The following is a 23,552-nucleotide window of genomic DNA, read 5'->3' as shown; positions in this document are numbered from 1 at the left end:
CGATAGCTTGTATCTTATTAATCTGTTTTTATTATAAATCAGCTTGGCTTATACTGTCTATTCATAAGCTTATGCTTATTTTGATTATCAATAATAGGATGCGTACGCTATGCACGCTTTTGCCCAATCAGTGAATCATTATGTTCCAAACAACCGACATTTGGCAGGGTTGTTTGTCGTGCTGAGCGGTAGTGTATTTTGTCTATGGTTAAATACGAGTCTGGCGACGTGGTCGAACGGACGCATCGTTGGTTTGTCTTCCTTAACATTGGCCATTTTGCTTGGTATGCTATTGGGCAATACCATTTATCCTCATTTAGCTGAGCGCTTGAATGCGGGAGTATGCTTTGCCAAAGGGCAAATTCTACGCCTCGCTATTATGTTTTATGGCTTTAAGTTGACGATGACCCAAGTGGCCAGTGTCGGTATGCCAGCGGTGATGGCTGATGCCTTGGTGCTAACATCGACATTTTTGCTCACTTATTGGCTGGGTACAAAATGGTTAAAGATCGATCAGCAAACCACTTTATTGATTGGCTCAGGTGCTAGTATCTGCGGAGCCGCGGCGGTGATTGCAGCTGAACCAGTTGTCAAAGCTGAAGCCCATAAAGTAACGATTGCTATCGCGACGGTGGTAGTCTTTGGCACGATTGCCATGCTGCTCTACCCTTTCCTCTATCATCTTGGCTGGTTACAACCTTGGCTGAGTGCCCAACAATACGGTATCTATACCGGCTCAACCATTCATGAGGTGGCACAAGTCGTGGTAGCCGGTAATGCGATCAGTACTGACGTTGGTAATACTGCGGTGGTTTCCAAAATGATTCGGGTGATGATGCTTGCGCCATTCTTACTGGTACTATCTTTTGCCTTAACCAAAGGCGCGGGCAAAAATCCTGAAAAACAAACCCTACTTATGCGTGCCAAACAGGTCAAAGTACCTTGGTTCGCTTTTATTTTTATTCTTATTGTGGTATTGCACACGTGGGTGCCAATGACTCAGAATTTTGAGCGTAGTATGGTTATGCTAGATGACGTCTTGCTGACCATGGCTATGTTTGCATTGGGACTCACCACCCACCTAGGCGCTATCAAGCAAGCTGGCGTAAAACCTCTTATCTTGGGTGCCATTATGTTTGCTTGGCTTATTCTTGGCGGCGGACTTATTAATATAGGGATTGCTTCACTCTAAAACAGTTACTGACTAAACACCAAAACCAAAAATGCCTACGACTATCATCACAATCGTAGGCATTTTTACTCTAAAACCTTGCTTAATGTCTTATTATCAAAGCATTTATCATAAGTCATAGGCGATAAACATAAACAATAGACGAAAAAAAACGAACCCGAAGGTTCGCTTTTTTTTCATCTTGCTCTAGTTGTCTATAAAGACAAATTAGATAGCAACGATGTTATGGGCTTGTGGGCCTTTTTGACCTTGAGTTACAGTGAACTCAACTTCTTGGCCTTCAGCCAAAGTTTTAAAACCTGAACCAGTGATTTCGCTGTAATGAGCAAAAACGTCTGCGCCAGTTTCTGGAGCGATAAAACCAAAGCCTTTAGCTTCGTTGAACCACTTAACTGTACCTTTTTGAGTATCTGACATATTGATAATCCTACTTTTTAATTTATTAATGGCCTAGTGACCGGTAACGCTTGCAAATAGCTACTGAACGATAAATATTAAAACGAAGGATTATAACTAATACTACGAGGTAATGATTTGGTGCAGAACTGCTCTTAAGCTTGGGCGTATTATAAGGGGTACATTCTAGTAGCGCAAGCCTTATCTGACATTTCGTGTAACTAAAGGTCGTTTTTTTCTATTTTTAGCCTTAATTTTATAGCTTTTTAGGCGTTTGGCAAACGGAACAAATAGACCGCAACCCCACTACACACCGTGGCTACCAGCCATGCAACCCACATCATGTCGCTGGGTAAACGATAAAATAACATTGCTGTCGATAACGCCATCATAATTGTCGCCAGACACTTGGCATACAGCGGTACGGCATGGCGATCTTCCCAATCACGGACGAACTTCCCAAAATATTTATGATTGATCAGCCAAAAATGAAAGCGCCGCGAGCTACGTGCCCAGCAACCCGCCGCCAGTAGTATAAAGGGCGCGGTCGGCATTACGGGCAATAACACGCCAATAATGCCCAAAATAAAAAATATCCAGCCAAGCGTTACAAACGTCCAGCGCACTGTAGGGCTGTTGGATTGATTGGTCTTTGGTCGATAATAAAACGCTTTCTTTTCGGTCATGGTGATAGCTTCGTCAAAGGGATTTGTTATAGGTAAGGGTCAAGATGTTTGTTTTGAGGCGATAATAACGCTAGCAAAATTACCTCTACGACTTAGTAGAGCATGCTATAACCTTTAAAACGGCTCAATATTATTTTTGCATTTTTATGTCATTTTTGCACTGACAGATCATCATTTAATATCTCTCTCGAACCCAGCTCTTATGGTTAACAAAACAATAGTTATCCTCCATCCTAACTACTAGAATATTGTTGAACTATAAGGCATAATCCTTTTGTTACTAGATTATGTGCGATAGTAACTGTCCATACAAACAGCTCGTTTAGTTCTTAATCACTATCAAGATATTTTTTATAAAAATGCGCTCAACCGTGCACTACTCAATAAATCGCATAAATTAAAACCACCAAATTCCAAACATGAATTAAAACCCTGTCTAAATTAGAGACCCCCTTATGACCAAATTTAACACCCTAACTGCCAGTATATTGTTTGCTGCTTTGAGCTTAACGGCTTGTGGTGATGACAACGATACAGTCGCTCAGCCCAACAAACCTGACACAAACACTCAACAACAGCGTATCAGCGGTACGATAAAAGATGCTAATGGCAGCCCTGTGGTAGGTGCTGAAGTCAAAATCGGTAAAAGTGCGGTGACTACCGATAGCTCTGGCGCTTATTCATTGAGCTTAGATAAGCTAAAGTCTGATGCTGTGATTTTAGTACGTAAGACAGGCTATTTGACGATGGCACGTGAATTCAAAGTAGCGCCTAAACGTTCGCATAAATTAGACATTACCTTGACAGCCGACCAAGTCACAAACGCCTTCGCCACCAGTGCAGGTATTAGTGAACTACAAGTATCAGGCGCTAAGATAAGCATTCCCGCAAATAGTATCATCAAAGCAGATGGCAGCAGCTACACAGGTACAGTCAATATCGCTGCCAACTATTACAATCCAGACTCTATCGCAGGGGCACAGTCCTTTGCGCAGCCTTTTGCCGGACAAAATAGTGATGGCAGTCAGCAGACAGATCTGGTCACCGTCGGTGTCATTGACGTCAAGCTCACTGACCCTGCTACAGGCGCAGCGCTTAATCTCAAGAAAGGTACTCAGGCCACTTTAGTTTATCCTAAAGTATCAACTGACCAAAACCTACCTTCTATTCCTTTGTGGTATTACGATGAAGAGCAAACTGTTTGGGTGAAAGAAGGTGTCGCTACTCGTCAGACAGATGGTAGTTATAAAGGACAAGTCTCTCACTTTACGTTATGGAACCTCGACATTCCTATTGGAGAATATTATGCATTATTAGAAGGCTGTGTAATTGATGCCAAAACTAAAAAACCGTATGTTAAAGATGACTTTGCTGGTCAGATAACAGGGCGAGGCAGTTTCTTTAGTGCTGGTGGGGCTGATAGCGAAGGTAAGTTTAGTATCAAAGTACCTTTTAATACGCCTTTAACCTTATCTTCTCATCCATATTCGGTTACATTCAATGCCATTCAAATTCCTGCCTTGGCACAAAATGGTACTTACCAAATCAATAATGGTAATTGTATCGAAGTAGGAACTATTGATAGTGATGGTGAAATAGATCTAAATAATAGTGATGTGGGCGGGAATTTTAATGAGCTTCCCTTATCACCTGTTTCTATTACGCTTACGCCTACCTCACCAGAAGATTCTTTTCAACCACCTGCTACTAGTAATAGCAATGGACTAATTGGTTATAATTTTGAGTTTGATCTAGATAATAATGACAAGCTTGAGAACGTATCATTGACGACGTTTAATTCATTGACAACTAGTGTTGCTTTATATTTTGAGTCCCTATATAAAACAGGAAACTATCAACAAAGCGTGAATTTCTTAAATGCAACTGGTCCGTCCTTCATACTTACGCGTCAAGGGACAGCTATAGAAACAGCACCATATACTATAGATAATAATAGACTCAAGTTTGAGGTTTTAGGTACGACTGTAAGAGGAAACCAGCTCATACAGCAGTTCAATAATGGTTTTAGAAGTATACTTACATTCAATGACAAGTCTATATCTGGCCTAAAGATAGGGGATGTATTGTCATACAACATTGATGAAGAAGACTTCCCTAATGCTCTCGTCGACAATTTGAACAATTTGCCCTTTTCAAGAGGAACTTTTACAGGAGCTGCAAGCTGTAAAGCTATAAGATCTATAAATAATAATTTAGACTTTATAACCTTCGATGGACTTGGCTCTAGTAGTAATTTCGAAGATGAAGTTAGAGTTTTAGATCTAAATCCTATTCGAGGTATATGGGCAGGTATTCCTTGGGCTGCTAACAGAGTAGCAGATGAAGACCAAGAATTTGAGGCTCTTGTAAATTTTGATAATTTAGTATACGAAGGTTATTATACTAAGGGTGGGTTTGCTAACTTATCTACAGCGGATACTAATGAGTGCGCTTACTACAATGAAGCCGCTAAAGAGCAAATTCTTACAGCATTAAGAGAAGCTTATCCAACACTTTAAAAATTTATAAATGTATTAAATTCTAAGTAAAAAGACCGCTACAGCATGATATTGTAGCGGTCTTTTTGCTCTAGGCAAGCAGAATGAAAACTGAATTTAAGCGCCTAAGGGTGAGCTGTTAATCAATAATGGCTACCTCGCAGATATCATGAAAATCCACAGTATTTATCTAATAATGTCGAGTAAATAATATACTCATTTGCGCTAAACAATGCTAGATTAAACTCAAATCGCATCAGCAAATTAAAACTATGAGCAAATTACTCCGACAACACTTTGAAGACCGTGAAATTAAAAAAGGCTCAGGGCAAGTGTCTGCCTTTATTGCGCTGTCTTTAGGCATACTTGCCACGCTTGCTGCTTTGTGTTTTTTATTCCCCAATCTGCTTACCACACCAGATTTTAGACCCTTATATGATGCCAATATTTTACGAGGCCTATTGTTTGCCAGTGTGGTTATTGGCTTTGTGTCGGGTGTTATTAGTCTACTACGCAATCCGTCTAAGCGCTGGGGCATGGCGGGTATGTTACTCAATGCCTTGGCAGCGCTGCTCGCGTCAGGACAGATCGAGCCCAATTACTATGAGCGTAGTCTATATGCAGGCTTGGATTATTTTGTTTTGACTCTAGTGATTTCCGCATTAGTGTTTATACCTATGGAGCGGTTTTATGCCAAATATAAAGAACAAAAGCTATTGCGATCTGGCTGGGTAACGGACATTAAATACTTCATGTTTAGCCATTTAGGTATTCAGTTATTGAGTTTTTTTACCATCATTCCAGCGCAGATTTTATTTAACCAATGGCTCAATCCCTCATGGCATCAGCTGGTCAGTGGTCAGCCTTTAGTGCTGCAATTTATAGAGATTTTGATCATAGTGGACTTTTTTAGTTACTGGATTCATCGCACTATGCACAAAGTCCCGTCGCTATGGCGCATACATGCCGTGCATCATTCTTCGCATCACATGGACTGGCTGGCGGCAAGTCGGGTGCATGTATTTGAGCTAATTGTGAATCGTTTTGTCGGTTATATTCCCTTATTGTTTATGGGCTTCTCTCCAGCGGCAACTTATGCTTATTTGGTGTTTATCTCTTTTCATGCCATTTTTATTCATGCCAACGTACGGTTCCGTTTTCCGTATTTTCGCTGGCTACTTGCAACGCCAGAGTTCCATCATTGGCATCATTCCTCAGAAAAAGAAGCATGGGACAAAAACTTTGCCGCTTTTCTGCCTATTTATGATGTGCTATTCAAAACTGCTCATCTACCAGACCATTTACCCAAAAAATACGGTACGACAGCCAATACAAAGATACCAGAGGGCTTTGTGGCGCAGTTAGTATATCCGCTGCAAAATAACAAACAACGTAAGAAGAATTGATTTAAGTATTTAGGCTCTTGTCTGCTGCCGGCTGCGACTCATAACGCATAAGCTTGATTTGCCCGCTGCATCTAAGGCAAAACAGCTGATGTCCATCTCTATTGGACTTTGTCGGGTAAACTTGAGCGTGATGGGTGCGGTGTCGTCAATAGCAAGATTGCTTAAAGGCGCGCGTTGTCCGACAGTGAGATGGTTCATGGTGTTCCTTACGTTAGATTTTTATTCCTTTAAAGATAATAGACTAATAACTGACATTAAAAAACCGCTAACAGCACGAGCTGGAGCGGTTTTTTTGAAATAGAAGAATTAAACATTAAAAAAATATTAAATATATTTTTAATGTTTATAATTTTTCAAGCCTGCTTTCAAATTTAGAAACATAACTTGTAACTTCAGGATCCTGGGTGATAATCTCAGCATTTTTCAATAAAGATAAACCTTGCTCAAGCCATTCTACATTGCCTGTCCTTTGAGCTATTATAACTCCAAGGCTACACATTTCTTTCAGTAAAAACCTATTATTAGGAAAGTGATTAATATAAATTATCAAATCATCAACTGCTTTATACAAAATTGCATTTCTATCCTCATCCATTATACCTTTAGTTTTTAAAGCTCTTTCGACTTTTAGTTTAGTCCTATATCTGTATATAGTAGGATCCCTACCTCCAAAGTCATTTTCGTATACTTTTATTTCAGCCTCACTATTCTCAAAATCATCGATTTCTACTAAATTCCTAATCAATCTATGCCTAGGTATTCTTTCACTAGGTACCATAGATATTATTTTCCTAAGCAATCTATTTTGGTCGACTTTACTTTTTAATGAGGGTATCCCAGTCTCGAAATTACACAGCTCTTTTAGGCTTCTTACTTCAATATCATAAGCAGGAATAATATTATCTACAACTCTTTCAATTAAATCAAACAACTCAGACTTATCATGGAATTTGTAATCTATTATTATTTTAGTAATTACAGGATGCCTTCCTTTCCAGCCATATATCCCCTCCTTCTTATCAATATTGTATTCATATATTATATCAATCAAACTATCTAAATAATGTGATATAACTTTACCTTCAATACCCAAAAGTCTAGTGACTAACTGTCTATGAACTCTTACTCCACAATACTCAAGCGCAGATACTAAACGGTAGATTTCTTGAATCTCTTCACTAAGGTTAGCGTACTCTCTGAGAATAATATCATCAAACTTTTCTGTAGCATATATATTTTTAAGGCATACGAATGTCTCAGATTCACATTGTACTTTCAATCTTCTCTTAATCTCAGAGCGTGTAAAACCATCAAAATTACTATTAATTACTTTTCTAATCGAATCATGGTTTTCGACCACATTTATTAAACTATCAATCTCTGGGTTAGATAATAATTTAATATCGTAATTTATATTGTTTTTAAAATAGCTTGGATTTTTTGTCCTAAAAGTCCATCTATCTTTTGAAGATGTTAATAGAATGGAAAGTACTTTTATACTACCTTGATCTAAGTATTCAATCAGTTTCATAACTTCGTTCAAGGAACTATGTGCATCATCAACTAATAGCACAGCTTTCTCATCATTTTCTATAAGTTTTTTTACGTATTCGATCCAGTCATAAAAATTAAAGTCATAATCAACTCGATGTTCGAAACATTTAAATCCATCATGATTTAAACTGAATAACAATTGTCTAGCTAAAGTAGTTTTACCTACCCCACTAGGTCCTAAAATTGTATATGAAATAAATTCTGTGCTAGTTATACTGTTTTTAATATCATTAAAAACATCCCTCTTAAATGTAAAGTTACTTTTTATATCTGAATATGATGCGGGGCTTCCGTTAACCATTAAATTGATATTTGAGCTTTTAACCAATTCTTCAGATATTATTTTTGTAGTAGGTGTAAGACTAGTAACTGTATCGAATGTATTATCGTGTGCCAACTTTTCTAGAGGCATACCGTAACTCGAAGCATCCATTTTATTGAAAAACTCGCTAATACCTCCAAAGCAAACTTCAAATCCTCTTCTTTCCCATATTTTAGCTCTATTTTCATCTTCACTGTAAATAAGTAAAGTAACTTTACTGCTACCAGTTGACTTACCTCGCTTAACAGCTTCATTCGTTATTTTCTTAATATGCTCATCATTTAATGAATAGCCAATTATTATTAAATGAGAATCAATAAGATCAGACTTAAGCTTTGTAATTAAGGCATCTCTATACTCTTCAATTTCATAATAATCAAAGTCAGTTAAAACTATACGTGATGAGTCACCGTAGGCTATATCTTTTTCAATAGTTCCGTGTAATTTATAATATTTAGTAACTTGAGGTAAAGAACGAGCACTAAAATCGTGGTTAGATGCATATACATTAAGATCTTTATTTTTTTGCCTATAGCACTCTTCAATTACATTGTCATAATTTGTAGTATAAAGAGTTTTCCAAGAGTATAGAGGTAGGTTTTTTATGCCTCCTATAGGTTGCGTTCTACTAAGATAATCTTGTAATTTATCAATCAACTCTCGACGACTGTAGTCCTCTTCAATAATCGCAGTAATCTCACCCAAAGTATAACCTTTAGGATTTATCTGAAAGTCTTTGCCCAAATCAGATATAATCGTTTCTACTGAAGGAGCATTTGACTCTACAGTAGCACCTGAACCAAAAAAAAGTATGGTTTCTTCAGGTACTATTTTATGAACTAATTGTTCAAGCTTTATAGACATTTACCATCCTTGATTAATCAATTTTCATTTTATATCTACTCCAATACCTGATTTTTTGTCAGGGACGAAGCCGAGAAAGCTCTTTAAAAAACGCTACCTCATTCATCACATATTTACTCCCTATTAAAGGACTTCGATGCTGGGGCCATATTTTTTAAGCTTTTGATATTTACAACGCTTTCAACTCTTCCATCTGCGCCATCAAATGCCCTCCTAGCTCAGCCAGTTTATCCTTTTCAGCATCGACCACTTCCGCAGGTGCTTTACTGACGATACTTTTTGCAGCTTATATAGATATATTCGAGTTCATATTAATAGACTGTAAATAATAGCACACAAATATTCAGTTATACTGCAGGATCAAGAGCTATTCAGAGAACTAACCAGTAAACAATAAAAAACGCCATCACAATTGTGACAGCGTTTTTTATTACTATAAATATTTACGCTTTATTTACAACGCTTTCAACTGCTCCATCTGCGCCGTCATCGCCGTCAACTGCCCTTCTAGCTCAGCCAGTTTGGCTTTTTCCGCATCGACCACTTCCGCAGGTGCTTTACTGACAAAGCCTTCATTACCTAGCTTACGTGCGATACCTTCGGCTTGACCTTTCAACTTATCATATGACTTACCTAGACGTGCTAGCTCAGCCGTTGGATCGATAAGTCCTTTCATCGGTACGAGTACCCGTAGCTGACCGACCATACTTGATGACGATAGCGGCACCTCATCGCCTTCTTTGACGATCTCTAAGCTCTCGACTTTGGCAAGCGCTTTGAACTGGTTTTTGATACGTGATAGACGCGCATCTTCGTCGCTAGAGATATTTTGTAGTAGCACGGGCAGACGTACCGCGTTACCCAGTTTCATCTCGCCACGGATATTACGGACGCTAGCGATTAGCTCTTGTAGCCATGCCATATCCGCTTCGGTCTGCTCACTGATTTGGCTGGCATCGGTCTGTGGATAGTCAGCGACTACGATGCTGTCGGTATTTTTGCGACCCAATAGCGGCGCGATGGTTTGCCAAATCTCTTCGGTCAAATACGGCATAATCGGATGGGTAAAGCGCATGGCGGTTTCAAGTACATCCAAGAGCACGTAGCGGATTTGCGCTTTACGCGCGTCCGTCACTGAATCATCATTTAGGCTGGCTTTGGCAAGCTCAACGTACCAATCACAGTACTCGTTCCAGATGAACTCATAGATATCTTGGCTGACCATATCGAGACGATACTGGGCGAAATGCTGATGGATATCGGCAACGGTAGAGTTCAGACGACTCATGATCCATTTTTCTGGTAATTCCCACACATCAGGATTAGCCGCTTGGTCGATAGGCTTGGCATTGCCTTCGCTATCGACACAGTTCATGAGGACAAAACGACTAGCGTTCCAAATTTTATTACAGAAGTTACGATAGCCCTCGACACGCTTTAGATCAAAGTTAATATCGCGACCTGTACTGGCCAATGAGGTAAAGGTAAAGCGCAGTGCATCCGTACCATAAGCTGGGATACCCTCTGGGAACTCTTTACGCGTTTGCTTCTCAATCTTGGCCGCGTCTTTCGGATTCATCATATTGCTGGTACGTTTTTCGACCAACGCTTCTAGCTCAATACCGTCAATTAGATCGATCGGATCTAAGACGTTACCCTTTGATTTTGACATTTTTTGACCGTTGCCATCACGTACCAGACCATGCACATAGACGGTCTTAAACGGTACTTGCGGCGTGCCGTCTTCGTTTTTCACGAAGTGCATGGTCATCATGATCATGCGGGCCACCCAAAAGAAGATAATATCAAAACCTGTCACGAGCACGCTGGTCGGGTGGAAAGTGTCCATCACGCGTGGATCGGCGTTGACGTCTGCCCAATCAAGCGTACTAAACGTCCATAGACCAGAGCTGAACCACGTATCGAGCACGTCATCGTCTTGGCGCAGTTTTACATCTTCGCTTAGGTTGTATTTACTACGCACTTCCGCTTCGTCACGGGCGACATAGATTTCACCTGTCGCATCGTCATACCATGCAGGGATACGATGTCCCCACCAGAGCTGACGGCTGATGCACCAGTCTTGCAGATTGTTCATCCACGCCATATACATGTTTTTATATTGCGCAGGCACGAACTCGATGCTACCGTCTTCTACCGCATCAATCGCAGGCTGTGACAGCTTATTCATGGCGACGTACCACTGATCGGTCAAAAATGGCTCGACGATCGTACCGCCACGCTCAGCGCGCGGTGCTTTGAGCGCGTAGTCTTCGATGTCTTCTAGCCAACCTTGCTCACCTGCTTGCTCAACGAGGAATTTACGCGCCGCAAAACGCTCAAGTCCCGCGTACTCAGCAGGCGTAGGCTCAAGTGCAGGCTCACGCACTTGCAAGTCAGCGTAGACCTCCATGTCAGCTAAGATATTGGCGCGCTCGTCGAGGATATTAATCAGTGGTAAGTTATGACGACGACCAAGTTCATAGTCATTAAAGTCATGGGCTGGGGTGATTTTTACGCAACCCGTACCAAAGTCTTTTTCGACATAATCATCAGCGACGATAGGCACTACGCGCCCAGTAATCGGCAAGGTAATGGTTTTGCCAACTAAGTGTGCATAACGTTCATCGCTAGGATTAACTGCAACGGCGGTATCACCAAGTAAAGTTTCAGGGCGTGTGGTGGCGACAACCAGATAGTTTTTGCCGTCTTGTGTAGTGATATCTTTATCGGTGAAATGATAGCGGAAATGCCACAAGCTACCTTTTTCGTCGTGGTTTTCGACTTCTAAATCTGATAACGCCGTTTGGAACTTTGGATCCCAATTGACCAGACGCTTACCGCGATAAATCAAACCATCATCAAATAAACGTACGAACACTTCTTTTACCGCATTGGACAAGCCATCATCCATCGTAAAGCGTTCCCGCGACCAATCCACCGAGCTACCAAGCCGACGAATTTGGCTAGTGATATTGCCGCCCGACTCTTCTTTCCATTCCCATACTTTATCCACAAAGTCTTCACGAGTCATGTCACGGCGCTTGATACCTTGCGCCTCCAAACGACGTTCAACGACCATCTGGGTAGCAATACCCGCATGATCGGTACCCGGTTGCCACAAGGTATTGTCACCATCCATACGGTGATAACGCGTCAATGCGTCCATAATGGCGTTATTGAAACCGTGTCCCATATGTAGCGAGCCGGTGACGTTTGGCGGTGGCAAAGCAATAGAAAACGATTCGTCTTTATCAAAGCTTGGCTTAAAATAACCACTGTCTTCCCAGCCTTGATACATGCCTGCTTCGACATCGCTTGGATTGTAGGCGTTTTCTAATTGGCTTAAGGCGGCTTGAATCGATTGGGTTAAATTATTTTTGCTATCAGGGTTACTCATAAGGCTCTCAGACTAAAATGTAAATGGATTAAATAATAAGCAAAGGTATGGTTATCGTCGAATTCATACAATTAACCAACGCAAGCTAGGTTCAGACCTAGCGCTAACGTTGGATAATAATAAGTCATCCGAGCAAACAAAAAAGTTAGTAGGATGATTTTATCTTATATGGGCAAATTTTGTTAGCATCGAATGCTTTTTCGCTGCTTGCAGTCGTTATTGGCTTACTGTAACTTATTAAAATAAGCTGTCTTTAGTAATACAGCAGCACGGCATAGCGCCATTACAGCATGGCAATGGCTATAAGTCGATGTCGGTTTGACTCGCACTTTTATATCTTTTACTCACCGCTTCTCTTATATAAGTTTACTAGCATGCCTAATAACAAAGATCATTCTCATGAAAATAATGAATCCAGCGTCACCACTCACCGTCACGCAGCAAAGAGCAGTGACGATAATAATGCCAATACCGATGACAAGAACAATGCAGTAGCAGTGAGCAATGAAACCCATCAGTACGTCGCTCAGGATGAAGACCAAAATGATTCTAAAAATGAAAGCCAAGATGACTCTAAAGATGAAAACCAAGATGAAAGTGCGTCAGAGGGCAAAACCCTAAAAGACGAAGACTTTTCAGAAGGCATGAGCGATGAAGACAAACAATCTATCAAAGAAGTGGCCAGCGATGACAACTTAAGCGAACCTAAAAGCTATGCCAGTATCTTGGTTGAGCAAGTGATGGATGCCAAAGAAACCTTTGAACGCTCGCTTGGCTCGTTATTTACCAGTGCCTTTACCGCTGGACTGGAGATTGGCATTAGCTTTTTTATGATTTTATCAGCTTTTGCGCTGTTGAGTGGCGTGCTACCCAGTCATTATGCCATTGTCCTCGCTTCCCTACTTTACCCGATTGGCTTTATCATTGTCGTCATCGGGCAATCGCTATTGTTTACCGAGCAAACGTCTCTGTTGAGTCTTCCTGTACTAAATGGCATCGAACCATTAAACAAACTCATGCGGCTGTGGGGCATTGTGATCGCGGGTAACGTCGTTGGTGGCTGCTTATTTGCAGCGTTAATGATCGGGTTGGGTTTACATATGCAGCTATTTAGTGCGAGCGATATCGACGCCTATTCTGAGCATGTCTTGGGATTTGAATGGTGGGTGATATTTGGTAGTGCTGTGCTGGCAGGTTGGATGATGGGGGTCGCCGCTTGGCTGGTGACCTCGGCACGCGATACCATTAGCCGTATCGTGCTGGTGTCATTAATCACGGGTAGTATTGGTTTTTTGGGTTTGCATCATAGTATCGTGGGTAATATCGAGGTGTTTTCTGCCCTACTGTATGGCAATACCGTCAGCTTTTGGCGTTACTTGATATTTTTGGTGGTAGTGATATTAGGCAATACCGTAGGCGGTGTGGTGTTCGTCGCGGTACTCAAAAACCGTACCTTCTTATTTGAAATCGAAAGAGTGAAGCAGCAAAACAAAGACAACCAAGTCGCGAGGATGAATAGACGACGGCGCTAGGGTAATCAAATGCCTATCGACTCGTAAAGCCTCTGACTCATACAAGCAAATGCCAACACAAACTCATTATTTAAGAGTGTGCGCTGGCAATATTTTATCAGTAATTATATTTTATAGGCAATAAGTGCTCAACACTGATGATACCTTTAGAGCATACGGGCGGCCAAAACCCCTTTCTCAATTTCCGTCTTCTTCAACTTATTGAACTTCGAGCTAAATACTCTCACCAATATGCCAGCGGTCAAGAACATAACTAAGGTATAAATAGCTGGGGTCATCGACATATCGTAGTTAGACAAGAGCGTGAGCGCCATAAATATAGATAAGGTACTATTTTGCAAGCCGACTTCCATAGTGATAGACGTTCGTTGTGCTAGGTTCAAGCCCAACCATTTACTACTGTAGTAACCAAGCGCCATGGTTGATAGGTTTAGTAGCAACGATACGGGGCCAGTAGCGATAAGCGCCTCAACGATGATATCTCTTTGTACATAACTCAAAAACACCACTAAAAATGTCAAAAACGTCACGCCAAAACGAGAGACCAATACTTGTGAGCTATCGGCAACCCTTGGCGCAAAGCGTTTGATCAGCATACCAATACTAATAGGCAAAATGGTGATGACGAATAAAGAAATCATTGTCTTTATAATTGGCAGTTGAAACTCGCTTCCAGCACCCATAAAGTGAATCAATGAAAAGCTTAGAACAATAGGAATACTAAATACCGTGATGATACTAGCAATCGCAGTCATAGTGACGGATAACGCTACATCGCCTTTGGCAAGGAAGGTAAATAAGTTGGAAGTGGTGCCACCCGGACAGAGCACGAGTAACATGACCCCTACCGCATATTCAGGTCGCAGCGGCATGATATTTGCCAGTGCAAAACCTATAATAGGCAACAAAATAAGCTGATTGAGCAAGCCAATACTGACCGCTTTTGGGTATTTTAAAACACGTTTAAAATCGTTGGTAATGAGGGTCATACCCATACCCATCATAATCAAAAATAGGCAAAGGGGAATCACGACTGAGTTTACTAAAGTGACTATTTCAAGATTTTCCATAACTACATCCATGTAGAAGACCTAATACTAGGTCAGTTTATAATGATTAAATGATGCCAGATTAGCGCTCCTTGCTAATACGGGTTCATCGTTACCGACCCTTATGAATAACGGACATCACCCATTTTTTTATACCATTTCTGATATAGATTTTTATAAAATACTTTATAGATACTGTGATTAATCATTGATAATTATTAAGAATCAATAAAGGGAGTATATAGGGCGAAAGTTAGGTTTATCTGCTTTATTCAACGACTCATCAGTCAAATGCAGAATAGGGTCTATTGAACAACAATAAAAGCGGGTTTAATAAGATTAAATGAGAGTGTGTACCGTCAGCTTCTATAGTCATTCCACTATAAAAGTATTACTGCGTTAACCTCGTTTGAAGTATTAAATATACATCTACACTCGGTTGCCTTGTACTATTTTTAAATTGTATCGACTATAAGGGATTTGGCTTTTAAATGAATTGGCGGTCGATAATTTGGCGTGAAGTAGTTATAGCTAAATAATGATGGCTAAATATTGATAGTGCTATGAGCGCTTATTTTGGGGACGTTTTGGTAGCAATCTCAGTGCTAAGAACTGCCGTACCATAGGCAATGGCTTCAACCATGCTGCCCAATTGATTGATATTAGTGACTTCCAAACGCAAACCATAGATATGATTGTAGCCTTTGGCTTGTGCCTGCGAGCGCATACGGACGATAGCCTCACGTCGTGCACGGTCTAACAGCGTCTCATAAGTGGTTAGATTTTTGCCAAACAAACTCAGCACCCGAGCGATAATCATCTTAAAGTAATCTTGCGCAATCACCACGCTGCCAAGCACCAGCTCACTGTCACTATTGGCTACCAGCTTGGGGCGATAAAAGCGCTCGCTTGAGACCACAATATGACCCACGGCTTGCTCTGAAACCATCAGCTGCGCCAAATGCTGACGCTCATGACGCGAGCCAAAGAACCACCCTACCACGAATAATATGATAAGCGGCGCGTAGTTAATGAGGAACTGAGTCATAGAGTTATTCATGGCACGTCTCTTATCATAAAAAAGCTTTAGTGTTTTAAAACTTAATTAACTAACCAAAAGGATTGAAACGTGGCAAATCATCCGCTGGGGCTGGCGGTTGTGAATTCTGAATAGATGGGTCGTGACTAGAGGGAGAATGTGGTGGTTGCGCTGAGGCAGGCTGCTGTTGTACCGGCACTGCTTTGACCGCAGTACCATAGACAAATAGCTCAGAAGCGCCTTGGGCAATGCTAGAGGTCGAAAATCGCAGACCAACGACGGCATCAGCACCGAGTGCTTCGGCTTTTACAATCATGCGATCTATCGCCTCTTGGCGCGACTCTTCTAGTAGCTCAGTATAGGCAGTCAGCTCGCCACCAACGATGTTTTTTAGACTGGCGAACAAGTCCTTACCGACATGCTTTGAGCGCACGGTACTGCCGTAAACCACGTCCAAGCGCTCAGTGATCTGATAGTTGGGCAAGTGCTCAAGATTGGAGAGTTGCACAGTCATAGTACGACCTTATCGGTGACTTATAAAAATAATTTAGCGAGTAACATTCAGCGTTCATCGACGTTGATTAAGGGTAATGTTAGCGCGCATGGCTGCGAACAAAACCCAATATTAATAGAAATAAACAGTGTTAATAATAAATGCTGTCTCTAACAAACTAATCATTTGTATGGAACAATAAAAATAGCTCAGTCAGATTGCCTTCGATACTGTTGGCCATCTGTGCCATTTTATCTTGATCCACACGCATTTCGGCCAGCTCTGGATCTTCATCATCGATACCGCTGAGCACAATCATTGGCAAGGTTAATACAGCCACGTCTTCTGCCGTTTCTTCGTTTTCAAACCAGTCGCTGGCTTCATCACCATACATGGCATCGACAAAACCAATTGACCAAGCAACGATATCGGACTCTTCAGAAAAATCAACAGCCACTTCTTCGTTGCCCGCATCTTCACCAAAAGGCAATTCAATAGGCGTCTCGTTCTTTAGCTCAGCCATGATAGAGTCGCGCCAGCGCTGGATACCATCAATAACGTTTTCTGGAATTTCGCTCACATGACCTTCAAAAAGCGCCTCAAGCCAGTTAGGCAACGGACGCCCAATGACAGTCGCCGTCAAAAAACCATGGGTTGCGACACTATCAAGCACGAATTGGCTCTCTTGATTGTCCAAATAGTCTAATAATTCGTCGAAACTTAATTGGTTATTCATGGTGTGATGGTCCTTGAAAGATAGATTGCGTCAGTCGCCACAAACGATCGATTAAATGTAAGGTGGTAAATAAAAGATGGTAAATAAAAAGAGGATAGCAGTTGCTTGGCGAGCATACTTAGAACCAAACAACCTTTATAAAGCATAGTCAGTCCTCTATAAGTCAGATACGGTATCAAGCTCGCTTAGTCTACTATTTGTAGTACTTCACTCGCTCTCCTGGTATCCAGATTATATCGAACAGACTATAAGTCTATTAGATAAAGTAGATAATGTCGCAGTCGGTAAAAACGAAAATCAAGCGTTAACCACTAATATGTAGACAGTCAGCTTAGCACAATTAAGTCGCGATAATCTGCTAAGGCGTTGGCTTAGTTTATTGAGCTTCTTTTGCGCGACCTAATTTACATAACCTAGTTTGCGTGACCCAATTTGTATGATCTACTTCGTATAACCAAGGTTATAACGGCTGTTTGGCTGACGCCTCTAGCGCTTAACTTAAGTCTAAAGCCTAGAGGTCGTCATCATCCCAATCATCGCCATCTTCATCGAAGTTATCTAGATCATCAAGGTCGTCTTTTAACTCTTTTGCCAAACGCTTTTCTTCTAGCAAATTATCGATTAGTCGACGCTTCTCGAGACTGCTTAGGCGCGTACGCACACTGGTCTCAGCCTCTTCTACCATCTTTGCGTCGTCATCGTCGACAAAATCATCATCAAAATCGTCGTCAATATCAGCGTCACTCATGACAAACTCCTATCATTTTTCGGCAAGTGTATTAAAAATACATGAATATATATATGCCTTATAAAGTCTCTACTGAGCGTTGTCAATCCTTTTTATCACTATGCGCTATTTAGTCGCAAATACAAAGTGAATCTGACCAGCTATCGCGTAGGCAATTGTAGAGAAAGTAGCTGCGTTAAAGGCAGCGAAATACCATACTTGTCATCATCACTCGTCGTCTTCAATCATCAATACGGCATTACGGACATCGGCTAAGCGCTGAATCATGGCGTCATTGCCACCATCAAATATCGCGCACTCACGCTCATAGACAGTCGTTGGGCGCATGATGCTGTGTACTTGGACATGGTTGCTGATTTGCTTAAGGCCAGCATTGGGGAGCAATATCAGCATCTGCTCTTTTTTGCCCACGCTTTGTAGCAATTGGCTCATGGCATCGGCTTGGGCATCATCACTCACCCCAGCTTTGGCTGGCAAAGCAAAGCGTGATAGCTCAATATGCTTGTCGTGGATGATTTTATTAAGCATTAAATAGAGCTTACCCAACATTACACCTGCTAGCGCAACTTTGGCGTGGCTATTATCTGCTTTGAGCAGCGCACAAGCACCGTTTTCATCAAAGCGCGGTTCATTCATCGCACTCACACCCATCAGCAGTGGCTGTTTGAGTAGCTCGGTCATTGCTTGATTCAGAAGCTGCGTACATAGCGCCAGATAAGGCAAGCGCTGAGAAGGCGCTAGGCGCTCAAGCATATTAAATTCGTCATGAAAGACGATTTGGACGCTGACCGTGTCAAATGCGCGGGTGGCAGATAGCTTGGCGTTAGATAGCTTATTAGTAGATAGCTGGGAGGCACTACGAGTAGTTTTGTGAGCGCCGTTATCAGTATCAAGCTCCTCATAGTGCGTCGCGTTGGTTACCTGATAATCTGTGTGATTTTCAGATGTACGATCAGAGTTAACAGCAGTCGTCTCAGCCGTCGCCTCTTGATTCTGCTGCGCTCTTAAGTAGGCATTGACTTCATTGTGAACATCAATTTTGCGAGTACGCGTGGTTGTATCGTTTGTCTCACCACTGGCATTCGCTTGGCTATCAGTAAGGTTAATATCTTTATCCGCTGTCTCAAAATCGTCTGAGCGCTTGCCTTTTCCATCATCCGCATAGCCACGAGCATTCTCGCGGTAATGGCCACGCTGATCAATCTGCCGATATTGCTCACGGTGCAAATCTTCGATATCACGGCTCAGGGCATTAATCTGCTCTTTGGTCGGACGGGCAATATAGCCATAGATGAGCCACAATAATAAATGCAGCAGCATAGTACCGATTACAAACGGCCACTGCATGGTGATGATCTCGCCTTTGCTAATATCCTTCAACGTCAATGACACACTGCCAATCACCGCATCGCCTTTAGTCGCGATTTGACTGATCGTATTGCCTTGCTGCATCGGCGCATTGCCGACCGGCACTAATATATCGTCGTTATTGTCTTTGATCAGTATGCGAGTCACGTCTTGCTCGCTGGTATAGCGATTGGCAATGACGCTCAAGCTGACACGGTCTTTGTTTTCCAAAGACAAGCGCGCCTCATCAATCAGTTGGGCGACCATCTGTTCGCCCTTTTGCGCCCGACTCTCGCTCAGCTGTTGATCGGTACTGATGACCAATAATAGAGTTTGCAAACAAAAACTAACCAGAAGAATAATGGCAAACAACCCTTGCCGCGGCGCTAAATACGTCATGATATAGTAAACTTTTTTGGATAAAAGAAATTAAAAAACAAGGCGATGGCTCATTTTTTGGCTAATTTTAAAAAATTCTGCGATGTTTATATTTATAAAGATGATGACATTAAGCACTACATTATAAGACGTAATATGTTCTAAAAAGCTCCACAATCTAAAAAGCCTTACCATCTAAAAGGCACCACAGCCTTAAACTTAACGAGGTCTAAAAAATAGCACAGCTTAAGATAAAATTGCTCAGCATCGCCTTTTAAATATAAAGTCATCATCTTAAATATAAAGTCATTATCTTAAATATAAAGTCATTATCAAGGCAATAACGCTACTATATCACCATAGTAAGCCTGATGGCGTTAGCCGTTTTATAAATTTGTCATAATCGTTTGAATTTATTCTAACGGCTTTTTTACCCCTCAGAGTCGTTTTGATACAACGCTGAGACTTTGCGCCTCATCTATAGGCGCTGCCGAGTAAAGCTGTTATTATTCCCAATCTTATATGAGCATACAAGGGACAATTGAGCCATGCCAAAAAATACCTCTTATTCGTTACCAAAAGACAGCAAAGCATGGCAACAAGCCGTCGACTCTATCGCTTCACTACTACCCGACGGTACTAACTTGCAAGATTTCGACGCGCTGCAATCACTACCGGTTTTTGCCCTCATTGTAGTGTTGCCGATGCAAGTCACAACGCTTGATATCCATCAGTATATACAGTCATGGGTCGATGAGCAGCCAAGCTGGCATTTGGTGACCGTCGCTGAAGATACCGATGCCAGCTTCGTCGACATCATGGTTTCTGATACAGAACCGACAGCAGCAGACGTCCAACGCCTGCCTTTTACACAATCACAAGTCTTCCGCTATTTGCTAGTACCAGTGACTGATACGCTCATGCACCCTGGTAAAAAGACCGCAGCAGCTCATATCATCGACGATCAGCTAACCACGCGTCTGCGTCATGACTTGACCGAAGCCTATAACAATACGCGTAACGCTGGCAGTGTAGATGACTTAAACGTCGTCGATTGTCATATTTTATCAGTCGGTCATATGCTACGTACTCACAAACTTGCCTGCTTTGATATGGATTCAACCTTAATTGAGCAAGAAGTCATCGTCGAGCTGGCCAAAACAGCGGGCATCGGTGAGGAAGTCGAAGCTATCACGGAAGCGGCAATGCGCGGCGAGATGGATTTTGATGAGTCTTTTGCCCAGCGAGTGGCGTTATTAAAAGGTATCTCAACCGATGTACTGGATGATATCTGCAGCCGCTTGACGCTATCAATGGGTGCTCGCACAACGATCAAGGCGCTCAAAGCATTGGGCTATCATACGGTATTGGTCTCCGGCGGCTTTACCTACTTTGCGCGCTATATCGCTGAGCAATTAGGTATTGACGAGATTCATGCCAACGCTTTAGATATCGAAGAAGGTGAAGTCACCGGTTATATACAGCTGCCCATCGTCAATGGTGCAAAAAAAGCAGCTATCGTTGAGCATACTGCCGAGCGCTTGGGTATCGACATGTCGCAAGTGGTCTGTATCGGTGACGGTGCTAATGATTTGCCAATGATGGCTATTGCTGACCTGGGTGTTGCGTATCATGCCAAGCCTATTGTACAAGCACGCGCCGATGCCGCAATCAATGTCACTGGGCTAGAAGGCACGCTCTATGCGCTTGGTTATCCAGCGCTTGCTTCTACTGTATAGAGGCTAAATGCTTAGATCTGTTCATACAAATTAGGTTAATGCTTTATCATTACTCTGGTTTGTATGGTCAGTTCAATATAAAAAAGAGCCAGCGTGACTGAGATAAATTTTTTGTCGCCTCTGTCTGCGTAGGCACAGCCAGCAAGAAAAATTTGTACCAGTCATGCATTTTATACTGCCGTATCTCTATTTTATTTAGTATCGACTATATGTTTCGCTGATTTTTAGATTTATTATTTTTTTAATCATAAAGGATTGTCCATGACGGCATCACAATCACCACGGCCAAATGCGCCGTCAGCGCCACAACCCTTACCACAATCTTTGGATAACAGCACTAGCCCTGCCACCGACAATCCAAAACAGCTACTGGGCGTATACTTCAAAGGCATGGCGATGGGCTCGGCTGATATCGTGCCTGGCGTTTCTGGTGGTACCATCGCGCTGATTGCCGGTATTTATGAGCGTTTGATCAATGCGCTCGGCAGTATCGGTCCCAGTCTGTGGCGAGTATTTCGACAAGACGGTGGTATTAAAGGGTTGCTTGCCGTTTGGCGCCAAGTTGATGCCACGTTCTTATTGTGTCTGCTACTTGGCATTGCGACCAGCTTTGTGACCTTGGCTGGCATTATTAAGCATCTACTAGACAATGAGCCGCTACTGATTTGGTCGTTCTTTTTTGGACTGGTCGTCGCCACTGTCTTTATTTTATTGAGTGAGATTAAGCGCTGGAACATGGGACGGGCGGTGCTGTTTGTCATCGGAATTGCGGCAGCGGTCATTATCAGTAGTTTGCCTTTATTGACCACCACCCCAAGCTTACCCTATCTGTTTTTTGCCGGAGCCATTGCCATCTGTGCGATGATCTTACCGGGCATCTCAGGGTCGTTTATCTTACTGCTAATGGGCGCTTATGATACGGTATTAGAGGCGGTGCATACCCATAACTTTACTATCATCCTTACTGTTATGGCGGGTATGGCAACGGGGTTGTTATTATTTACACGCGCGCTCAAATGGCTATTGTCACATTATTATCAAGCCACCTTGGCCTTGCTTACCGGTTTTATCGCTGGCTCCTTGGTTAAAGTCTGGCCGTGGAAAACAGACGCTTTGGGTACTTTGGATAGCGAGGCAGTCACCAATGTCATGCCGTGGCAATACCCTACTGGCCCGCAGTGGCTCACCACTATAGGACTGATGCTATTAGGCGCAGTTTTAGTCTCACTATTGGCTTGGTGGGGCAACCGCAGCAATCGTCTTTAACCGTTAAACTGTCAAAATTCGATTTAGCAATAGTTTTGTTAATATCTTATTCTTAAACCATCGCCAGTCTCAAAAATAAGCGCCCATCCTTGCGGCGCTTTGCCTGCCAATTACACATGCTCAACGGTCAAAATTAGTCAAAAAACCAAACGTCATCTGTTGTCGCAAAGTCGCCTCTGCCCTCTTTAGCTTTACTCAGCAAACTTTCATAATGGTCACATTGGAATTCACCTTATGACTAGCGAGATGAATGATGTTATTGACAATATTTTCTATGATCAGTATAGACACGTGGAGCAGCGCGACGTGGCTCGGCTATGGCTTGTTGGCAAGCTTGGTAGTGGCGCTTGCCTTGTCATCACAGCGCTGGCTGCTGCTATATCTGTTTGGTGGTATGGCCTATTGGCTGGCTGTTGAAGTCATCCAAGGTTTGTTGGCGACTTGGCCGATGCTCGCCACGCTCTCAGAATGGCACAGCTATGTCATCGCCATGGGTATCAGCTGGCTACCTTTAGGTGCTTGGGTACTGTATCGGGCGCTACGTTACGACGACGTCAGTCAAACGGTACAACAACAGCGAGAATTGGAAGCGGCACGCTATATCGAACACACTCCTGTCTACGACGACGATTATCAGCCGCGCTTTCATTGAGACGTTAAATAAAAAGCAGACAATCAAAAAGTAATTTATAAAAAAGTAGATAACTGCAAACAGTTCAGCAGAAGTAAGAAAGCCAATGCGAAGAAACTGATAATCAGTAAACCTTGAGCGATTAATGTTACAAGATACTTAACGCTCTCTACTTAACTACTAAAGAGTTGTGACCTTGCAATGGTTTATAATCTACTTATATATTTGTCGCAAAAATTGGTATAAAGTACGCTTTATTTTTATGTCCATTCTTTA

The 23,552-nt window shown here is 42.1% G+C and carries 19 protein-coding genes; 7 read left to right on the top strand and 12 right to left on the bottom strand.

Going from position 1 to position 23,552, the window contains the following annotated elements:
• Window positions 1–109 precede the first annotated feature (109 nt).
• Window positions 110–1,192, top strand: coding sequence for a YeiH family protein (locus tag AAEY79_RS11770; protein WP_025652300.1), 1,083 nt, complete (start codon window positions 110–112; stop codon window positions 1,190–1,192).
• Between the two features lie 207 nt (window positions 1,193–1,399).
• Here AAEY79_RS11770 and AAEY79_RS11765 read toward each other — a convergent pair whose 3' ends face one another.
• On the bottom strand, window positions 1,400–1,609 hold the full coding sequence (locus AAEY79_RS11765) for a cold-shock protein (protein WP_010201661.1): 210 nt from the start codon (window positions 1,607–1,609) through the stop codon (window positions 1,400–1,402).
• Between the two features lie 245 nt (window positions 1,610–1,854).
• Window positions 1,855–2,274: a YbaN family protein gene (locus tag AAEY79_RS11760; protein WP_025652299.1), complete on the bottom strand. Its 420-nt coding sequence runs from the start codon at window positions 2,272–2,274 to the stop codon at window positions 1,855–1,857.
• Window positions 2,275–2,729: 455 nt separating this feature from the next.
• Between AAEY79_RS11760 and AAEY79_RS11755 the strand changes: the two genes are divergently transcribed.
• A complete protein-coding gene (locus AAEY79_RS11755; protein WP_025652298.1) occupies window positions 2,730–4,793 on the top strand; it encodes a carboxypeptidase-like regulatory domain-containing protein in 2,064 nt (687 codons plus the stop codon).
• A 251-nt stretch (window positions 4,794–5,044) separates the two neighbouring features.
• A complete protein-coding gene (locus tag AAEY79_RS11750; protein WP_201565529.1) occupies window positions 5,045–6,178 on the top strand; it encodes a sterol desaturase family protein in 1,134 nt (377 codons plus the stop codon).
• A 9-nt stretch (window positions 6,179–6,187) separates the two neighbouring features.
• On the opposite strand, the gene AAEY79_RS11745 is transcribed toward AAEY79_RS11750, so the two are convergent.
• The 4 genes from AAEY79_RS11745 to AAEY79_RS11730 form a co-directional block, all read right to left on the bottom strand.
• The gene (locus AAEY79_RS11745; RefSeq protein ID WP_227692007.1) at window positions 6,188–6,376 is read right to left on the bottom strand and encodes a hypothetical protein; all 189 of its coding nucleotides are present in this window, start codon (window positions 6,374–6,376) and stop codon (window positions 6,188–6,190) included.
• 145 nt (window positions 6,377–6,521) lie between these two features.
• Window positions 6,522–8,918 (bottom strand): SIR2 family protein, encoded by a 2,397-nt coding sequence (locus tag AAEY79_RS11740; protein WP_201565530.1) that lies wholly within the window; start codon window positions 8,916–8,918, stop codon window positions 6,522–6,524.
• 169 nt (window positions 8,919–9,087) lie between these two features.
• The gene (locus AAEY79_RS11735; protein WP_201565659.1) at window positions 9,088–9,192 is read right to left on the bottom strand and encodes a hypothetical protein; all 105 of its coding nucleotides are present in this window, start codon (window positions 9,190–9,192) and stop codon (window positions 9,088–9,090) included.
• Window positions 9,193–9,372: 180 nt separating this feature from the next.
• Window positions 9,373–12,318 (bottom strand): valine--tRNA ligase, encoded by a 2,946-nt coding sequence (locus AAEY79_RS11730; protein ID WP_352288454.1) that lies wholly within the window; start codon window positions 12,316–12,318, stop codon window positions 9,373–9,375.
• 374 nt (window positions 12,319–12,692) lie between these two features.
• Between AAEY79_RS11730 and AAEY79_RS11725 the strand changes: the two genes are divergently transcribed.
• Entirely contained in the window at window positions 12,693–13,850 is a 1,158-nt protein-coding gene (locus AAEY79_RS11725) for a formate/nitrite transporter family protein (RefSeq protein WP_025652292.1), read from the top strand.
• A gap of 146 nt (window positions 13,851–13,996) precedes the next feature.
• Here AAEY79_RS11725 and AAEY79_RS11720 read toward each other — a convergent pair whose 3' ends face one another.
• The 6 genes from AAEY79_RS11720 to AAEY79_RS11695 form a co-directional block, all read right to left on the bottom strand.
• Window positions 13,997–14,920 carry a bile acid:sodium symporter family protein gene (locus AAEY79_RS11720; RefSeq protein WP_025652291.1) on the bottom strand — a complete coding sequence of 308 codons (924 nt, stop codon included), beginning with the start codon at window positions 14,918–14,920 and terminating at the stop codon, window positions 13,997–13,999.
• Between the two features lie 550 nt (window positions 14,921–15,470).
• Complete coding sequence (locus AAEY79_RS11715; RefSeq protein ID WP_025652290.1) at window positions 15,471–15,959, bottom strand: YbjQ family protein; 489 nt, start codon at window positions 15,957–15,959, stop codon at window positions 15,471–15,473.
• Between the two features lie 49 nt (window positions 15,960–16,008).
• Window positions 16,009–16,446, bottom strand: coding sequence for a YbjQ family protein (locus tag AAEY79_RS11710; RefSeq protein WP_227502364.1), 438 nt, complete (start codon window positions 16,444–16,446; stop codon window positions 16,009–16,011).
• Window positions 16,447–16,609: 163 nt separating this feature from the next.
• Window positions 16,610–17,167, bottom strand: coding sequence for a UPF0149 family protein (locus AAEY79_RS11705; protein WP_025652288.1), 558 nt, complete (start codon window positions 17,165–17,167; stop codon window positions 16,610–16,612).
• 511 nt (window positions 17,168–17,678) lie between these two features.
• Complete coding sequence (locus tag AAEY79_RS11700) at window positions 17,679–17,915, bottom strand: PA3496 family putative envelope integrity protein (protein WP_025652287.1); 237 nt, start codon at window positions 17,913–17,915, stop codon at window positions 17,679–17,681.
• Window positions 17,916–18,122: 207 nt separating this feature from the next.
• Window positions 18,123–19,661 (bottom strand): hypothetical protein, encoded by a 1,539-nt coding sequence (locus AAEY79_RS11695; RefSeq protein ID WP_201565540.1) that lies wholly within the window; start codon window positions 19,659–19,661, stop codon window positions 18,123–18,125.
• Between the two features lie 527 nt (window positions 19,662–20,188).
• On the opposite strand from AAEY79_RS11695, the gene serB reads away from it, so the two are divergent.
• The 3 genes from serB to aciT all read left to right on the top strand — a co-directional run bounded on the left by serB (window position 20,189) and on the right by aciT (window position 23,297).
• Entirely contained in the window at window positions 20,189–21,379 is a 1,191-nt protein-coding gene (serB, locus tag AAEY79_RS11690; protein WP_201632973.1) for a phosphoserine phosphatase SerB, read from the top strand.
• Window positions 21,380–21,640: 261 nt separating this feature from the next.
• Window positions 21,641–22,645 (top strand): DUF368 domain-containing protein, encoded by a 1,005-nt coding sequence (locus AAEY79_RS11685; RefSeq protein WP_201632971.1) that lies wholly within the window; start codon window positions 21,641–21,643, stop codon window positions 22,643–22,645.
• Between the two features lie 250 nt (window positions 22,646–22,895).
• Window positions 22,896–23,297, top strand: a complete 402-nt coding sequence (aciT, locus tag AAEY79_RS11680; RefSeq protein ID WP_352244183.1) for an AciT family ciprofloxacin tolerance protein — start codon at window positions 22,896–22,898, stop codon at window positions 23,295–23,297.
• Window positions 23,298–23,552: the final 255 nt, after the last annotated feature.

This window comes from Psychrobacter sp. GW64-MNA-CIBAN-0177 (genome assembly GCF_040309585.1).
GTDB lineage: Bacteria > Pseudomonadota > Gammaproteobacteria > Pseudomonadales > Moraxellaceae > Psychrobacter > Psychrobacter okhotskensis.
This window is presented reverse-complemented; position numbering and strand designations above follow the sequence as displayed.

Coding starts and splice junctions, on each gene's coding strand:
- AAEY79_RS11700 (WP_025652287.1), bottom strand. CDS start 17,915: ATGAGTGACGCTGATATTGACGACGATTTTGATGATGATTTTGTCGAC.
- AAEY79_RS11745 (WP_227692007.1), bottom strand. CDS start 6,376: ATGAACCATCTCACTGTCGGACAACGCGCGCCTTTAAGCAATCTTGCT.
- AAEY79_RS11760 (WP_025652299.1), bottom strand. CDS start 2,274: ATGACCGAAAAGAAAGCGTTTTATTATCGACCAAAGACCAATCAATCC.
- aciT (WP_352244183.1), top strand. CDS start 22,896: ATGATGTTATTGACAATATTTTCTATGATCAGTATAGACACGTGGAGC.
- AAEY79_RS11715 (WP_025652290.1), bottom strand. CDS start 15,959: ATGAATAACTCTATGACTCAGTTCCTCATTAACTACGCGCCGCTTATC.
- AAEY79_RS11695 (WP_201565540.1), bottom strand. CDS start 19,661: ATGACGTATTTAGCGCCGCGGCAAGGGTTGTTTGCCATTATTCTTCTG.
- AAEY79_RS11770 (WP_025652300.1), top strand. CDS start 110: ATGCACGCTTTTGCCCAATCAGTGAATCATTATGTTCCAAACAACCGA.
- AAEY79_RS11740 (WP_201565530.1), bottom strand. CDS start 8,918: ATGTCTATAAAGCTTGAACAATTAGTTCATAAAATAGTACCTGAAGAA.
- AAEY79_RS11765 (WP_010201661.1), bottom strand. CDS start 1,609: ATGTCAGATACTCAAAAAGGTACAGTTAAGTGGTTCAACGAAGCTAAA.
- AAEY79_RS11705 (WP_025652288.1), bottom strand. CDS start 17,167: ATGAATAACCAATTAAGTTTCGACGAATTATTAGACTATTTGGACAAT.
- AAEY79_RS11685 (WP_201632971.1), top strand. CDS start 21,641: ATGACGGCATCACAATCACCACGGCCAAATGCGCCGTCAGCGCCACAA.
- AAEY79_RS11755 (WP_025652298.1), top strand. CDS start 2,730: ATGACCAAATTTAACACCCTAACTGCCAGTATATTGTTTGCTGCTTTG.
- AAEY79_RS11720 (WP_025652291.1), bottom strand. CDS start 14,920: ATGGAAAATCTTGAAATAGTCACTTTAGTAAACTCAGTCGTGATTCCC.
- serB (WP_201632973.1), top strand. CDS start 20,189: ATGCCAAAAAATACCTCTTATTCGTTACCAAAAGACAGCAAAGCATGG.
- AAEY79_RS11750 (WP_201565529.1), top strand. CDS start 5,045: ATGAGCAAATTACTCCGACAACACTTTGAAGACCGTGAAATTAAAAAA.
- AAEY79_RS11725 (WP_025652292.1), top strand. CDS start 12,693: ATGCCTAATAACAAAGATCATTCTCATGAAAATAATGAATCCAGCGTC.
- AAEY79_RS11730 (WP_352288454.1), bottom strand. CDS start 12,318: ATGAGTAACCCTGATAGCAAAAATAATTTAACCCAATCGATTCAAGCC.